The sequence below is a fragment of the Myxococcales bacterium genome (assembly GCA_016720545.1).
Classification (GTDB): Bacteria; Myxococcota_A; Polyangia; order Polyangiales; family Polyangiaceae; genus JAAFHV01.
Genome location: JADKKK010000001.1, coordinates 811,731 through 827,024 on the forward strand (window position 1 = coordinate 811,731; position 15,294 = coordinate 827,024).

The 15,294-nt window shown below is 71.9% G+C and carries 11 protein-coding genes; 5 read left to right on the forward strand and 6 right to left on the reverse strand.

All coding sequences use genetic code 11. The features are described from left to right. Positions 1–17 precede the first annotated feature (17 nt). Entirely contained in the window at positions 18–1,634 is a 1,617-nt protein-coding gene (locus tag IPQ09_03385) for an MBOAT family protein (protein MBL0193263.1), read from the reverse strand. A gap of 303 nt (positions 1,635–1,937) precedes the next feature. Here IPQ09_03385 and IPQ09_03390 point away from each other — a divergent pair, with 303 nt between their 5' ends. Further along, positions 1,938–3,551 (forward strand): hypothetical protein, encoded by a 1,614-nt coding sequence (locus IPQ09_03390; GenBank protein MBL0193264.1) that lies wholly within the window; start codon positions 1,938–1,940, stop codon positions 3,549–3,551. Between the two features lie 47 nt (positions 3,552–3,598). On the opposite strand, the gene IPQ09_03395 is transcribed toward IPQ09_03390, so the two are convergent. Then, complete coding sequence (locus tag IPQ09_03395) at positions 3,599–5,002, reverse strand: hypothetical protein (protein MBL0193265.1); 1,404 nt, start codon at positions 5,000–5,002, stop codon at positions 3,599–3,601. Between the two features lie 15 nt (positions 5,003–5,017). Next, positions 5,018–6,553 (reverse strand): PLP-dependent aminotransferase family protein, encoded by a 1,536-nt coding sequence (locus tag IPQ09_03400; protein ID MBL0193266.1) that lies wholly within the window; start codon positions 6,551–6,553, stop codon positions 5,018–5,020. Positions 6,554–6,573: 20 nt separating this feature from the next. Here IPQ09_03400 and IPQ09_03405 point away from each other — a divergent pair, with 20 nt between their 5' ends. Genes IPQ09_03405 through IPQ09_03415 form a run of 3 tightly spaced genes read left to right on the forward strand, consistent with a single transcriptional unit; the run spans position 6,574 to position 9,285 of the window. Further along, on the forward strand, positions 6,574–7,677 hold the full coding sequence (locus IPQ09_03405) for a GNAT family N-acetyltransferase (GenBank protein ID MBL0193267.1): 1,104 nt from the start codon (positions 6,574–6,576) through the stop codon (positions 7,675–7,677). A gap of 32 nt (positions 7,678–7,709) precedes the next feature. Continuing rightward, positions 7,710–8,183 carry a hypothetical protein gene (locus tag IPQ09_03410; protein MBL0193268.1) on the forward strand — a complete coding sequence of 158 codons (474 nt, stop codon included), beginning with the start codon at positions 7,710–7,712 and terminating at the stop codon, positions 8,181–8,183. Continuing rightward, the gene (locus IPQ09_03415) at positions 8,173–9,285 is read left to right on the forward strand and encodes an HTTM domain-containing protein (protein MBL0193269.1); all 1,113 of its coding nucleotides are present in this window, start codon (positions 8,173–8,175) and stop codon (positions 9,283–9,285) included. The genes IPQ09_03410 and IPQ09_03415 overlap by 11 nt, the downstream gene beginning before the upstream one ends. Positions 9,286–9,331: 46 nt before the next feature. Here the strand turns inward: IPQ09_03415 and dnaK are convergent, their stop codons facing one another. Next, entirely contained in the window at positions 9,332–11,158 is a 1,827-nt protein-coding gene (gene dnaK, locus IPQ09_03420; GenBank protein ID MBL0193270.1) for a molecular chaperone DnaK, read from the reverse strand. A gap of 36 nt (positions 11,159–11,194) precedes the next feature. Then, on the reverse strand, positions 11,195–11,776 hold the full coding sequence (locus tag IPQ09_03425; protein MBL0193271.1) for a nucleotide exchange factor GrpE: 582 nt from the start codon (positions 11,774–11,776) through the stop codon (positions 11,195–11,197). Between the two features lie 146 nt (positions 11,777–11,922). Between IPQ09_03425 and IPQ09_03430 the strand changes: the two genes are divergently transcribed. Further along, positions 11,923–14,283 carry a UvrD-helicase domain-containing protein gene (locus tag IPQ09_03430; protein ID MBL0193272.1) on the forward strand — a complete coding sequence of 787 codons (2,361 nt, stop codon included), beginning with the start codon at positions 11,923–11,925 and terminating at the stop codon, positions 14,281–14,283. Between the two features lie 61 nt (positions 14,284–14,344). Here IPQ09_03430 and IPQ09_03435 read toward each other — a convergent pair whose 3' ends face one another. Continuing rightward, positions 14,345–15,253, reverse strand: a complete 909-nt coding sequence (locus IPQ09_03435; protein ID MBL0193273.1) for a GNAT family N-acetyltransferase — start codon at positions 15,251–15,253, stop codon at positions 14,345–14,347. Positions 15,254–15,294 lie beyond the last annotated feature (41 nt).

A 15,294-nucleotide genomic window follows, 5' to 3' on the forward strand; every position in this document is an offset into this window, starting at 1 on the left:
AGATCACCCGCGATGCTTCAGAACTGCCCGTAGACGAACGGCTCGGACTTCGCGCCCGCCGCGAGGTGGAGCGCGTAGGCCACCACCGCCAGCATCACCCCTTGGAGCACGGCGGGGCTCCGCCGAAACGCCTCGTAGGCCCCCTCGTACGCGCGCCGCGGCAGGAAGTGCGTGACGAAGCCGAGCGCGAGCGCGAGCAGCACCTTGGCCGACAGGTTCGGCGTCGTGAGCGTGAACGACAAGACCGTCTTCAGCTCGGTGGTCACGGGGTCCATCACCTCGCGCACGCCCACCGTTCGTAAGAGCAGCAGCTTCGCCTGCGCGAAGGTCTGCGCGCGGAAGAAGATCCACGCGACGCACACGAAGTGAAAGGTGGCGAGGACGGCGAGCGCCTGACGCCACAGCGGCGCGGCGTCCCGCGTGGCGAGGGTCGCTGGGCCGACGCCGAGCGACGCTAGCCGGGCCTCGCGGGCCCGCTGCCATGCGCGGTTCACCGCGAGCGCGCCCCCGTGGAGCGCCCCCCAGATGACGAAGTTCCAGCTCGCGCCGTGCCAGAGGCCGCCGAGCACCATCGTCAGCATCAGGTTGCGGTACGTCTTCCACGCGCTGCCCCGGCTGCCGCCGAGCGAGATGTAGAGGTAATCGCGCAGCCAGGTGGAGAGAGAGATGTGCCACCGCCGCCAGAACTCTTGCAGGTCGCGCGAGGTGTAGGGCGCGTTGAAGTTCAGCGGCAGCTCGTAACCGAAGAGCAGCGCGCTGCCGATCGCGACGTCGGTGTAGCCGGAGAAGTCGCAGTAGATCTGGATCGCGTAGGCGTAGACGGCGACGAGCCCCTCGAGCGAGGAGTAGCGCTCCGGGTTGTCGAACACCCGCCCTACGAGGTTCACGGCCAGCGTGTCGCCGATGACGAGCTTCTTGGCGAGGCCGGTCGCGATGAGGAACATCCCCCGCGCCTTCGTGTCGTCGGTCGCGACGGGCTCCCGCTCGAACTGAGGCAACATGGTGTGCGGGCGCACGATGGGGCCCGCGACGAGGTGCGGGAAGAACGCGACGAACAGGAGATAGTCGAGGTATCGGCGCGCGGGCTGGATCTCGCGGCGGTAGACGTCGATCGTGTAGCTCATGGTCTCGAACGTGAAGAACGAGATGCCGAAGGGGAGCGCCAGTCGAAGGTGCACTGGGCGGAGCGTCACGCCGACGACGCGGGCCATGTCGACCACGGTGTCGGCGCCGAAGTTCCAGTATTTGAAGAGCGCGAGGACACCCAGGTAGTAGGTGACCGAGACCAACAAGAGGAGCTTGCGGCGACGCGGGTCCTGGGTGGCCGCGAGCTTGTTTCCGATGGCGAAATCGAGCGTGCTGCCGACGAAAATGATGCCGAGGCAGAGCACGCTCCACGCCAGCGGGCTGAGCGGCGGCGCCTTGTCCGCCGCGGCGTCCAGCGCGGCGTCGTAGGTCCCGTAGAAGTAGAAGGCGTAGCTCGCGCCCACGAGGAAGAGGGCGCGGAGGAGGCGACGCGTCGCGAGCACGCCGACGGACGGCGGCGCGCCCGGGCGGGCCCTCGGCGTGAGCGCCCAGAAGACCGCGTACACCGCGAGGAGGAAGACGCCGTACAGCGCGCTGTTGAAGAGCATCGACTCGTGAGGCTCGCCGGCGCCCGCGCGCTCGGGAGGAGCGCGCTGCGTCGAGGACCGACTGGCCCACGGCAACTAGTCCGACGCAGGCGCGCAACGCAAGCGTGCCCGCACCGGAGCGCGGAGGTCGGTGCGGCAAGGACCGCCTCGAGGCGCGCTCCTGGCCCATTTCCGCGAGCTAGGCGCGGCGGACGATCGGGCACGACGTGTGGCACGGGCGGCCATTTCGCCAGCCGCGCGCGAGGTCGCCTTCGCGCGTGTTCAGCTGGACGACCGCCCACGACGTTCGCTAGGGGCAGGTGCATGGCCAACGACCCCGCGCCGCTCCACGCCGTCCACGAGGGCGTGCACACCGAGCCCGCCGGCGCCGAGGCCGCTCCCTCGGGCGATCCCAAGGCCGGGGGCGACGCGCCCCTCTCGCGCCAGAAGACCACCGTCGCGCTCGGCGTGTTGATCGCCCTCGTGGCGCTGCCCCACCTCGTGCCGCCGTCGCGCTCGCCCGCGTGGCTCACCCGCCTCCGCATCGGGCAATTGCCGTGGGAGGCCCCCGCGGACACCGACGAGCGAGACGCGAGAGACGGCACCAAGCCCCCTACGGCGCCGCCCGCGGCGAGCGCCGGCGAGACCGCCCTGCGGGCCGCGGGCAACCAGGCGACGGAGGCGAACGCGTTGCCGAGCCACGGGAGCGCGAGCGCGCCGCTCGATCCCGAGGTGCTCGCGAAGACCGCAGGCTCGCTCGCGATCGACGACCCGACGGGCCACGCGCTCGATGCATTCTACACGCAACTGGCGGCGACGGCGGCGAAGCAGCCTGGGGCGGTCACGCGAATCCTCCACTACGGCGACTCGGTCATCACGAGCGACTACATCTCCGGCACCCTGCGCCGACGCATGCAGGCGCGGTACGGCGACGCCGGTCACGGGTTCATCCTCGTGGCGAACCCGTGGGAGTGGTACTTTCACAACGACGTCGTCCACTATGCGGGCGAGGGCTGGAACGCGAATCGCATCACCGGCCCATTCACCAACGACCGCCAGTACGGCCTAGGTGGGGTCACGTTTCACGGACAAGGCGGCGCGATCGCGACGTTCGGGGCGGCCGACAAGGGCGACTACGGGCGCGCCGTGTCCCGCTTCGACGTGTACTACCTGGCGCAGCCCGGCGGCGGCGACTTCGAGGTCCAGTCGGGCGACAAGACCGAGCGGGTCTCCACGCGCGCGGAGACCAAGTCGTCGAAGGTGCACTCGTTCCGGGTGGAGGACGGCCCCCGCAAGATGCGCCTCCGCGCGGTGGGAGGCGGGGACGTACGCCTCTTCGGCGTGGTCCTCGAGCGCGACGTTCACGACGTCCCCGGCGCGCCCCCGGCCCCCGGCGCGGTGGGCGTCGTGTACGACGCGCTCGGCGCCAACGGTGCGCAGAGCCTGCTGTGGGTCCCGATGGACGACGGGCACTGGCGCGAGCAGATGACGCTGCGCAAGCCGTCGCTCGTGGTCCTTCAGTTCGGCACGAACGAGAGCGAGGCGCCCGTGTTCTCGGAGGCCTCGTACGAGCGCACGCTCACCACCGTGCTGCTCAAGGTGAAGGCTGCGGCCCAGGGCGCCTCGGTGATGCTCGCTGCCCCGCTCGACCGCGGCGAGCGCTCGGCCGGCGTGGTGAAGACCAAGAAGATCATCCCAAAGATCGTGGCGTCGCAGAAGAAGGTCGCCTTGGCGAACGGATGCGCCTTCTGGAACACCTACGAGGCCATGGGCGGAGAGGGCACGATTGGGCGATGGCTGAAGGCGAAGCCTGCGCTCGCCTCCTCCGACCTCACGCACCCCACGCCCGCGGGCGCCGAGGCGATCGGCGTGCTGTTCGAGAAGGCGATCGTCGCCGGGCTCGACGCTCGACAGGCACGCGGCGACGCCGGCCCCTGATCGGTCTTCTGGGACCTGGTCGAGCCGCCGCTGACGCGCGCGCGCGCTCAGGGCGCGGGCGCCGGCTGCGGAGGCGCTGGCTGCGCGGGGGCCTTCGACGCCCGGTAGAGCGAGTAGCCGCGGAGCAGGTCGGCGACGAAGCTCGCGCCGAGCTGCGCGTAACCGTCGCGGGAGAGGTGCACGCGATCACGCGCGGCGCGTGGCGGGTCTTGGACGGCCCACGCCGCCATGCTCCCCTCGCCGCCCATCGCCGCGAGCTGGTCGTAGAACGCGCACCCCGCGGCCTGGGCGACGCGGCGCTGGGAGCGCACGATCTCGACGATCTTGGGCGACGTAATCCAGCCGTCTTTGGTCTCGATCGCCCGGTCGGGCGGGCCGAGCAGCAGGCACGACGCGCTCGGGACGGCGCGCTTTACTCGTGAGAGCGCGTCGACGAGGTGGCGCTCGTAGCGCTCGGGCGTGGCGTCGTCGCCGGACTCGTTCGTCCCGTAGGCGAGCACCACGAGATCCGGCGTGCGCCGGCGGAGCTGCTCGGCGACGTGGGGCTCGTTCCAGGCGAGCAGCGCCGTCGCCCGGGCGCCGTTGATGCCGAGCGCGTCGACCGTCACGCCGTTCGCGCTCGCGTCCAGCGTGAGGCCGTACACGCGCACGTCGCCGTCGCCGAGCGCGCGGACCTCGACCGTGTGCGGGCCGTCCGCGACCGGCACCGCGCGAAACGCGGCCGTGTAGGCCACCCCCCGCGTCTGCACGCGCGCGACCCGCACGTTGTCGACGATGAAATCGAACGAGCCGCCCGCCGGCTGCTGGAGGTACGACAGCTCGATGACGTTGGCCCGCGCCGAGAGCTCCGCCCACGCGCGCGCACCGCGCCGGTCGGTGGCGATCGCCCCTCCGCCGAGGCCGAAGAGCCCCTCGCTGCCCGGTCGCCCGTGGAACTTGGGGCCGCTGTGCTCGCCGATGAAGTCGGTCATCCCCGTGCGCACGCCCTCCTGGGCGTAGCTCTTCCAGGGGCGCCCGATCTGCACGTAGCCGCGGCCGCCGTCGCCGAACCGGGACGTGAGCGCGCGCCGGATGGTGCCCGTCTCGAGGTCGGCCGCCGTGTGCGAGTCGCCGAACTGCACGATGCGCACGTCCTCGCGGGCCGTGCCGTCCTCGAGGCGGCCGAGGCCCTCGTACAGCCGGCGAAGGGCGCGGAGGTTCTCGAGCGCCCCCACCGCGGCCGGGGCTGGGCGCTCCGGCGTGACGATGGTGACCGGCGGCGGCGCTGCTCGCTCGCGCGCGCCGGCGCCACCCGCGAAGCTGATGCCCTCCTCCGCCGGCGGCGGGCCGCTCGGCTCCCTGGCCTTCGCGACGGCGTCGTTGCACCCGAGCCCGGCGATGCACGCGAGCGCGGCGAGGCCGACGACGACCCAGTCGTTACCCAGCTTGCCGGTAGTGCGACCACGACTCACAGCCCCACCATGGTCTCACGTGAACCGATTTCTCCCAAGGGTTCTTCCGCCGGCAGCCTCGTCGAGCGCGAGCGTGAGGGCGCGCGCGGCCCGCGCGAGCTCGGGCAGGTCGAGCTGCGCGAAGCCGAGGCGCAGGTGCCGTCGCGGCAGGCCGTCGAACGCGAACGAGCGGGGGGACTGGAGGGCCACGCCGCGGGCAGCGGCCCCGGCGACGACCGCGTCCACGTCGACTCCAGCGGGCGTCGAGGCGAAGAGCGCCGTCCCCCCGTGGGGGACCGCGAAGGTGAGCGGGCTCGCGCGGAGGAGCTCCACCAGGGCGTCTCTGCGTGCATGATACACGCGACGGACCCGGCGCGCGTGCCGCCCGAGGTCGCCGTCCTCGAAGAGCAGCGCGACCGCGCGCTCGACGGCGTGCACGCCCTCGCGATCGGTGGTCCGTCGCACGTCGGCGAGGCGCGCGATCGCGGCCCGCGGAGCCGCCACGAAGCCGAGGCGAAGGCCCGGCGCCAGGAGCTTCGAGAGCGTCCCCACGTACACGACGTTGCCCCCAGGATCCGCGCTCGCGAGCGGCAGGACGGGGCGCCCTTCGTAATGGAACTCGTGGTCGTAGTCGTCCTCCACCACGAGCCAGCGCTGTCGCCGCGCGAGGGCGAGCAGCGAGAGGCGGCGCTCCGCCGAGAGGGTCACCGTGGTGGGGTACTGGTGATGAGGCGTGAGCACCACACCCGAGATCGGCGCACGCCGCGCGAGATCCGCGAGCAGCTCGACGTCGAGGCCGTGGCGGTCGACGGGCACCGGCACGAGCTCGAGCCCCGCGCGGCGTAAGGCGTCCCACCCCGGACGGTAGCCGAGCGCCTCGACGGCCACGCGCGCCCCACGCGCGAAGAGGCCGCGCGCCACGAGGTCGAGGGCCATCTGGCTCCCCGAGGTCACGACCAGCTCGTCGGCCGCGCGAGGGACGCCGCGTGCGTCGGACAACATCGCCGCGAGCGCCTCGCGGAGCCTTGGATCGCCCTGGGAGCTGCCGTACCGCAGCGTTCCGGGATCGCGGAGCGCGCGGCGGAGGGCCCTACCCAACACCGCGGTGTCCACGAGCCGCACGTCCGGAACACCCCCCGAGAACGACAGCGGGGCCGCGCGCGGGACCGCCGCGGGCGAGGGGTCCTCCACATCCAAGCGCGGCAGGTCGAATCCTGGGCGCGCGGCGGTGGGCGGCGGCGGCGCGGGGCGCCGTGGCTGGGCCGGCAGCCCGCTCGCCACCCGCGTGCCACGCGCGGGCTCGGCGCACACCCACCCCTCCGCCTCGAGCTCACGGAGCGCCGCGAGCACGGTGTTGCGGTGCACCCCGAAGGCCTCGGCCAGCCGGCGGCTTCCCGGCAGGAGCTGACCTGGACGGAGCCGCCCCCGACGAACCTCGGAGACGAGGGTGCGGTGCACGCGCGCGGCGAGGCCCTCGTGGTCCGACTCCGGCGGCGCGAGGGAGAGAGAGAGCGCAGGCCTCGAAGGCTGGTCCAATCGTTTTCCTCCTTCTGGTACTAACGAGTAGACCATATTGGGGGCATGTTCGTGGCATGCGCAAGGCCACTTACTTCGCCATGACCCACACCGAGGCGCTGACGCTCCTCGATCGGGCGCCAACCATGCACCTCGCCAGCACCGGCGACGCCGGGCAGCCCATCCTCCGCGCGCTCCATACAGTGCGCGTCGGCGGGGCGCTCTACTTCCACGGGGCCCCCGTGGGCGAGAAGGCGGAGGCGCTCGGCCGGCGGGCCGTGCTCTCGTACGAAGAGGATGTCGCCCGCATCCCCTCCACCTTCACGGATCCGGTGCGCGCGTGCCCCGCGACCACGCTCTACCGGAGCGTGCAGGTCGAGGGGGTGCTCGGGGCGGAGCATGAGCCCGCGAAGAAGGCGGCCGTGCTCACCGCGCTGATGGAGAAGCTCCAGCCCGAGGGCGGGTATGGGCCCATCGACGCCGAGGGCCCGCTGTACGCGAAGGCGGTCGCCAGCATCGCGGTCGTACGGCTCGACCTCGAGCAGGTCACCGGCAAGCAGAAGCTCGCACAGAATCGCACCCCGGACGAGCGCGCGAAGGTGATCCGCGGGCTGCTCGGGCGGGGCGATCCGGGCGACTACGCGGCGGTGGAGGCGGTCCTCGGCGCCAACCCGGGCGACGCGCCGCCCGACCTGCTCCGGGCCCGCGACGGGAGCCGCGTCCTCGCTCACCTGCCCGACGAGCGGCTCGAAGAGGCCGCGCGGCTCCTCGAGGGGGCCTACTGGCTCGAGGGTGTGTCGCCGAGCGACCGCGCGCGGGCCTTCCGAGACTCGGCCGTGAGGGTCGGTGTGCTCGACGACGCGGGCGGGCTCGTCGCCGTCGCGCGGGCGACGACCGACGGCAGGGTCGCTTGGATCTTCGACGTCCTCGTGACCGAGCGCGCGCGCGGGCGAGGCCTCGCGAGCGCGATGCTGCGCGTGCTCCTGGCGCACCCGCGGGTGGGCGGCGCGCGGATCGTACGGCTCGGCACGCGCGACGCGAGGCCGCTCTACGAGCGCTTCGGGTTCGTGGACGTGCGCGAGGCGCCGCTCCGGGCGTACCCTGTCGTAGAGATGGCGCTCCGGCCTGCCGGCGTCCCTCCCCTCGCGCCGGCGGCCCACGGCGCCGGCGGGAGCGCGTGAAGGCCGCCGCGCGAGCGTGATACCGTGGCGGCGTGCTCGAGTCGTCCCGCGTCGCGCGAGGCCTCTTCGCAGCGGCGTGGCTCGCCGCACAGTGCGCGCTCGCGCTGACCGCAGACTCGCGCCCCGGCGCCATGGGCGGGTTCCGCATGTTCTCCGAGGCCAGCACGGTGCGGTACGAGCTCTTCCGCGAGGTGCGCGGGGCGCTCGTGCCCGTGCCGACGGGCGACTGGAACGCGAGAGACGCCTCGGGCACGATGCGGAGGTACTCGTGGCGGGAGCGCGTCCGGAGGCCCGAGCTGTGCGCGTTCGGGGTGGAGCTCGCGGCGAGCTACGGCGCCGCCACCCAGACCGAGCGCCTCCACGCCGCGCTCGACGACGTGTTCCTCGACGCGAGCGGCGACGCCGAGACGACACGCCTCGTCCTGATCGTGACCACGCGGCGAAACCGCCGTCCGCCCGAGACCGCGCGGCTCGAGTCCTTCCCGAGGGCCCACCGTGCGCCTTGATCGAAGACTCCGCAGGCTCCTCGACGGCACCGTGGACGGCACGTTCCTCGGGCCGGTGCGGCTGAGCCTCGGCCTCATGCTCCTCTACCAGTCCGCGGCGGCCGCGCGCGAGCTGACCACTCGCGGCTACTTCGGCGACGCGTTCCACGTGAGCCTGCTCCCCGAGGCGTGGGTCCCCGGCCGCTCCCTCTACGTCGCGCTCGTCGCCCTGCGCGTCGTCCTCGCCGCGCTCGTGGTGCTCGGTGCCCGCGCGCGCGAGGCGCTGGTGGGCAGCGCATTCCTTGTATTTTACACACTATCGATCGATACCCTCGACTACCATCACAACCGCTACGCGCTTGGATGCTACGCGCTCCTCCTGTCGCTCACGCCCTGCGATCGATGGCTCACCCCGGCCGCGCCACCAGCGTCGGCGGCTTCGCGGGTGGGCCTCGCGTGGGGCGTCGCCCTCTGCCAGGCGCAGGTCTGCCTCGTGTACCTCGCCTCCGGCGCCTCGAAGCTCCTCGACGCCGACTGGCGCTCGGGCGCGGTGCTCCACGAGCGCCTCACGTGGTACGCGCCGCTGGCGGAGGCGAGGGGCGTCCCCCACGGTCTGCTCGCGGCCCTCGCGACCCCTCTCGCCGCGAGCGCGCTCGCGAAGCTCGCGGTCATCACCGAGCTGTCTCTCCCCGTGCTGCTCGTGAGCCGGCGCACGCGCGCGGCGGCGCTCGCGTGGGGCGTGTGGTTTCACGTCCTCATCCAGCTCACGAGCCGCGTCGAGCTGTTCGGGGCGCTCACGCTCACGATGTACGGCGTGTTCGTCACGGGCGACGTCCGCGCCCGCGCCCTGCGCTACGACCCCACGAGCCGCGCCGCCACGACGCTCGCGGCCGTCGTCCGCGCGACCGACTGGTTCGCTCGCTTCCACGTGCGTCCGTGGGAGGCGGACGCCCTCGACGCACGCCGCCACGTGGTCGTGGTGCGGCGCGACGGCTCACGCGCTACCCGCCTCGCCGCGCTGGCCATGCTCGCGCGCGGCCTGCCCATCTTCTTCCCGCTGTGGGCGCCGCTCGCCCTCGCCGCGAGCCTCGGACGAGGCCCGGACGTCGCGACCGAGGCGTAGCCGGGTCGTGTCGACGGAGTGCCAAGCCGCGCGCGACGTCGGGAGATCAGCCGCCGTAGAGCTTTTCGGCGAGCTGGAACGTGCGCGCCTCGAGGTCTTGGTAGGCCGAGCGCATGGACTGGATATCGCCCTGCGAGTCGACGAGCTCGCGCAGTCGGCTCGCCGCCTCGCGGGTCTCTTCGAGCGTGTCGGCGTCGACGATGTCGACGTAGCCTTCGAGCGCCGCGTCGGTGGTGTAGAGGAGCGTCTCGGCCGCGTTTCGCAGCTCGGCGAGCTCGCGACGAATGGCGTCGGTCGCCTCGAAGCGCTCGCTCTCGAGGATGATCCGGTCGATCTCGTCCTTGTCGAGACCGCTCGTCGACGTGACCTTCACCTGCTGCACGCGGCCCGTGCCGAGGTCCTTCGCGTCGATCGAGACCACGCCGTTGGCGTCGATGCGGAAGGTCACCTGGATCTTCGGCACTCCGCGCGGTGCCGGGGGAATGCCCGCGAGCTCGAACCTCGCGAGGCTGCGGTTGTCCGCGGCCATGCGGCGCTCGCCCTGGAGCACGTGGATCGGCACGAAGCTCTGGTTGTCGAGGCTGGTCGTGAAGACCTCGCTGCGCTCGGTGGGGATCGTCGTGTTGCGCGCGATGAGCGGCGTGAAGACGCCGCCGCCGGTCTCGACGCCCATCGAGAGCGGCGTGACGTCGAGGAGCAACACCTCGACGTTCTGCTCGCCGTCGAGCGCGGCGCCCTGGAGCGCGGCCCCGGCGGCCACGACCTCGTCTGGGTTGACGCCCTTGCTCGGCTCGATGCCGAAGTACTCCTTCACCGCCTTGCTGACCGCGGGCATGCGCGTCATGCCGCCGACGAGCACCACGGTGTTGATGTCGCTCGTGCGGAGCTTCGCGTCCTCGAGCGCCTTCTTGCAGGGCTCCAGGCTGCGCTCGACCAGGTCGCGGGTGAGCAGCTCGAGCTCGGCCCGGGTCATGGTCTTGATGACGTGCAGCGGGGCGCCGCCCGCCCCAACCGCGATGAACGGCAGGTTGATCTCGGTCTCGAGCGACGAAGAGAGCTCGTGCTTGGCCTTCTCCGCGGCCTCCTTCAGGCGCTGGAGGCCCATCTTGTCCTTGCGGAGGTCGACCTTGTGCTCGGCGAAGAACTGGTCGGCCACCGCGTCGACGATGCGCAGGTCGAAGTCCTCGCCGCCGAGGTAGGTGTCGCCATTGGTGGACTTCACGCTGAAGACCCCGTCGGAGATCTCGAGGATCGAAATATCGAACGTGCCTCCACCGAGGTCGTACACCGCGATGCGCTCCGACTGCTTCTTGTCGAGGCCGTACGCGATGGCGGCGGCCGTGGGCTCGTTGATGATCCGCCGCACGTTGAGGCCCGCGATCTTGCCCGCGTCTTTCGTGGCCTGTCGTTGCGCGTCGTCGAAGTACGCGGGGACCGTGACCACGGCGTCGGTCACGGACTCGCCGAGGTACGTCTCCGCGATCTCCTTCATGCGGACGAGCACCATCGCGCTCACCTCGGGCGGCGACATCTGGCGCCCCCCGACGTCGATCCACGCGTCGCCGTTCGGTGACTCGATGATCTTGAACGGCGACCTCGCGGCGTGATGCTCGATCTCCGCCGACTTCTTCTTCCGCCCGATGAGGCGCTTCGCCGCGTAAATCGTGTTCGCCGCGTTGGTCACGGCCTGACGCTTGGCCGGCTGCCCGACCAAGCGCTCGCCGCTCGCCGTGAACGCGACGATCGACGGTGTCGTGCGCGCCCCCTCGGCGTTCGGGATGACCTTCACGTCGACCTTGCCCGCGGGGCTCGTCTCGACGACGGCCACGCACGAGTTGGTCGTACCCAAATCGATGCCGATGATCTTGCCCATGATTTTCGCGTCGCTCCTACGGATCGCTTGGGTCGCTCAGGAGGCTCTCGGCTTCGCCACGACGACGAACGCCGCGCGCACGAGGCGGCCCGCCTGGACGTAGCCAGACTGAACCTCGGCGACGACGTGGCCCACCGGCTCGTCGCTCTCGACCTGCTGGATCGCCTCGTGGACCGAGGGATCGAAGGGCGTCCCCACCGTGGGCACCTTGGTGATGCCTTGCTTGCCGAGCGTGTCGATGAACTGGCGCAGCACCATCGAGAGCCCCTCGGCGACGGCCGAGACGTCCGTGGCGTTCTTGGCGCTCTGCATTCCGCGCTCGAGGTTGTCGAAGACGGGGAGGAAGTCCTTCAGGAGGTCCTCCTTGCCGGCCTTCCGCGCGTCCTCGATCTCTTTGCGCGAGCGCTTGCGGAAGTTGTCGAAGTCGGCGGCCGTGCGGAGCAGCTGCTCCTTGGTCTTCGCGGCCTCGGCCTTCGCTTGCGCGACGAGCTCGTCGGGTGTCGGCGGCGTGGGCGGCGCCTTCTCCTCCGCCTTGGCGGCGACGGCCTCGGTCGCCTCGGTCGGCTCGGTCGGGGGTTCTCCGCCTGCGGGCTTCACTTCAGGGGTCGGATCACTCATGTCTACGCGGAGTATATCGTGGTCGCGCGGGATGGAACGCAAAACATCGTGAAAAGTGCCGCAACCCCGGCGGCCCAGCGGTGCCGCCCCGCCCACACCGTCGGCCCCGTCGGCCCCGTCGGCTCGACAAATGCTACACAGGCGGGGTGCCCGAGGACGACGACGATCTGTTCGGCGAGGAAGAGGCAGACGCCGGCAGCGCGCACGAGCTCGCCGCCCCCGCCGACCTCTCGCTGAACGAGCCCCAGGCGCGCGCCGTCGCCCACACCGCGGGGCCCCTGCTGGTGTTCGCGGGGGCGGGGAGCGGCAAGACCCGCGTGATCACCTACCGAATCGCGAACCTGATCGCGCGGCACCACGTGCCGCCGTTCCGGCTGCTCGCCGTCACGTTCACGAACAAGGCCGCGGGCGAAATGCGTCATCGGCTCGAGGAGATGCTCGGCTCGCAGGTCCGCGAGGCGTGGGTAGGCACCTTCCACGCGACCTGCGCGCGCATCCTCCGCCGGTACCCGGAGGCCGCGGCGCTGAGCTCCGGGTTCGTCATCTACGACACGCAGGACCAGCGCTCGATCATGACGCGGGCGCTCCGCGCGCTCGATCTCGACGAGAAGCGCTACCCGGCGCGGGCGATGCTCGCCCGGGTCCACAAGGAGAAGCAGGAGGGCCGCGGGCCCGAGGACATGGCGCTCGATTCGTACCTGGACGAGGCGGCCAAGCGCGCCTACGTCGCCTATGAGGAGCGCATGCGGGCCGCGAACGCGGTCGATTTCGAGGACCTCATCTGGCGCGTCGTGGGCGTGCTCGAGGCGAAGGACTCCGCCCCCCCAGCGACGCGCGAGGCACGAGACGCGCTCCTGCGCCGCTTCTCGCACGTGCTGGTCGACGAGTTTCAGGACACGAACGGCACGCAGTACCGGCTGCTCAAGGCGCTCGCCGCGCGCACCCGCAACCTCTGCGTCGTGGGCGACGACGACCAGTCGATCTACCGGTGGCGCGGCGCCGACGTGCGCAACATCCGGGGCTTTCGGCGCGACTACCCCGACGCCGAGGTGGTCAAGCTCGAGCAGAACTACCGCTCCTCCGCCAACATCGTGCGCGGGGCGCTGGGGGTCATCGCCCCCTCGGCCACGCGCGAGCCGAAGGAGCTCTTCACCGAGAACGACGAGGGCGGGAAGGTCCACGTCGTCGAGACCGCGTCCGAGCGCGACGAGGCCGCCTACGTCGTGCGGCTCGTGCGCGACGCCGTGGCGGGCGGGGTGGAGCCGCGGAATATTGCTGTATTCTACAGGGTTCACGCGCAGTCGCGCGTACTGGAAGAGGCGATGCGCGCCGCCAATCTGCCCTATCAGGTGGTCGGGGGGATGAAGTTTTACGAGCGGGCGGAGGTGAAGGACGCCCTCTCCTACCTGCGCGTGCTCACCAACCCGAAGAGCGACGTCGACCTCCTGCGGGTGGTGAACGTCCCTCCACGCGGGATCGGGAAGACCACGCTCGACCGCCTCGTGTTGCTCGCGAACACCCTGGGCGTGTCGGTGTTCCAGGCGATGGCCCACCTCGAGCAGGCCCCCGAGATCGGCCCGCCGGCGCGCAAGCGCCTCGGGCAGGTGCGCGCGCTGCTGGGCGCCCTCTCCGAGGCCGCGCGGGAGCAGACCCCCGCGGAGACGCTCCGCGACGTGCTCGCGAAGACCGGCTACCGCGCCGCGCTAGAGGCCGAAGACAGCGCCGAGTCGGACTCGCGGCTCGAGAACCTGGCCGAGCTCGAGGGCTCGCTCGCCGACTTCGCGGCCGAGTGCGAGGCGCGGGGAGAGCGCGCGACGGTGGAGGGGTTCCTGGAGCGCGTGTCGCTGAACTCCGACCTCGACGCCCTCGCGGAGACGGGCCGCGCCACCCTCATGACCATCCACAGCGCGAAGGGCCTCGAGTTCGACGTCGTGCTCGTGACGGGCCTCGAGGAGGACATGTTCCCCTACAAGGGCATGGACCTCCGCGGTGACGAGGAGCTCGACGAGGAGCGGCGCCTCGCGTACGTCGCCGTGACCCGCGCGCGCCAGCACCTCGTGCTGACCTACGCCAAGACCCGCCAGATCTTCGGCACGACGCGCCTCGCGGCGCCGAGCCGGTTTCTACGCGATCTCCCGCGCGACGTGGTGCACGCGAGCGCCACCTCCGCCGCGAAGGGCGCGGAGGCCGTGCGCTACGCCGACGCGCCGACGCGCGCCCGCGCGAGCGGAGACTTTCACCACCCGCAGGCCCGCTTCCACGCCCCGCAGGCCCGGCCGGCCCCCCCTGTCGCGCCGGGCGAGCGCTACGTGGACCACGACGACGCGGATCTCGCGCACGACGACGGCGGCGGGACAGAGCTGCGCCGCGGCGCGCGCGTGCGGCACAAGAAGTTCGGGATCGGCCAGGTGGTCAAGACCCTGGAGCTCGGCGAGCCGGCGGTCGTCGCGTTCTTTCCCGGGTGGGGCGAGATGAAGGTGCTCGCGAGGTTCCTCGAGCCTGGGTGAAGGCGCGCGCTTCGCTCGGGCGCGCCCGCCGCGGCCTGGCTCACGCCCGTGGGCCCCTGGCTCAGAGGGCGCGCGAGAACGACAGGCGCGGCGACGCCCCGAAGCCGAAGCGGTAGAGGAAGCGAAGGAGCTCGAACGACTCCCGCGCGACCTCGGTCTCGAGCGCCTCCACGTGGAGCGCCGCGAGGTTGTCGAGTAGCTGCGCGAGCAGGGCTCGCGCGAAGCCGCGTCCGGCGACATCGGGGTTCACCCCGATGGTGTCGAGGGAGCCTGTCGGCCCGACGTGGCCGAAGTCGCCGAGGTCCACGCGCGCCATGGCGAAGGCGACGACGAAGCCGTCGTCCTCCGCCACGAGCGACACGACGATCGCCGACTCGCGGAGCGCGGCGTCCACTTTCTTGGCGAGATAACGCGCGCGATCCTCCCCCGTGATGCGCGCGTCGATCCGCGCGATCATGGGGAGATCACTGGCACGCAGGTGGCGGATGAGCGGAGGGGGCCGCTCAAACTCCTCCTCGGTGGCTGCCAGCGGCATGCGCTGAACGCGCCGCTCGAGCAGCATGCGCGGACCGAGGGCGAAGCCGGCGCGCGCCAAGAAGGGGAGCATGCGGTTGTCGCGCCAGTCGGCCTGAGTGACGAGCGTCTGCGCCGAGCGCGCACGGGCCCGCTCCGCGAGCGCGTCCACCAGCACGCGCCCAAGACCCTGGCCCTGGAGGCCAGGCTCGACGCCCACCGCTTCGAGCACGAGGGAGGGGGCCCGACCACCGAACTCGCCGCCGCCGAGGCGCCCGAGCGCGAAGCCGCGCAGCTCGGCGCCCGCCGCGAGCCCGAACTGGACGTGGCCCGTCGGATCGGCCTGCGCGACGGCGAGTCGTCGCTCGAAATAGGCGCGGCGCGCCCCGCCCGTGATCCGTCGATCGAGATCGACGACCGCGTCGAGATCGCCAGGCGCGAGCGCCCTCACGCTCACCCCACGTTCACCTCCGCTCACCCCCCGCTCCGCGGTGGCTG

What these genes read in the sequence shown, in the direction of transcription:
- IPQ09_03385 (MBL0193263.1), bottom strand. Translation starts at nt 1,634, where the DNA reads ATGCTCTTCAACAGCGCGCTGTACGGCGTCTTCCTCCTCGCGGTGTAC.
- IPQ09_03390 (MBL0193264.1), top strand. Translation starts at nt 1,938, where the DNA reads ATGGCCAACGACCCCGCGCCGCTCCACGCCGTCCACGAGGGCGTGCAC.
- IPQ09_03400 (MBL0193266.1), bottom strand. Translation starts at nt 6,553, where the DNA reads ATGGTCTACTCGTTAGTACCAGAAGGAGGAAAACGATTGGACCAGCCT.
- IPQ09_03405 (MBL0193267.1), top strand. Translation starts at nt 6,574, where the DNA reads ATGCGCAAGGCCACTTACTTCGCCATGACCCACACCGAGGCGCTGACG.
- dnaK (MBL0193270.1), bottom strand. Translation starts at nt 11,158, where the DNA reads ATGGGCAAGATCATCGGCATCGATTTGGGTACGACCAACTCGTGCGTG.
- IPQ09_03425 (MBL0193271.1), bottom strand. Translation starts at nt 11,776, where the DNA reads ATGAGTGATCCGACCCCTGAAGTGAAGCCCGCAGGCGGAGAACCCCCG.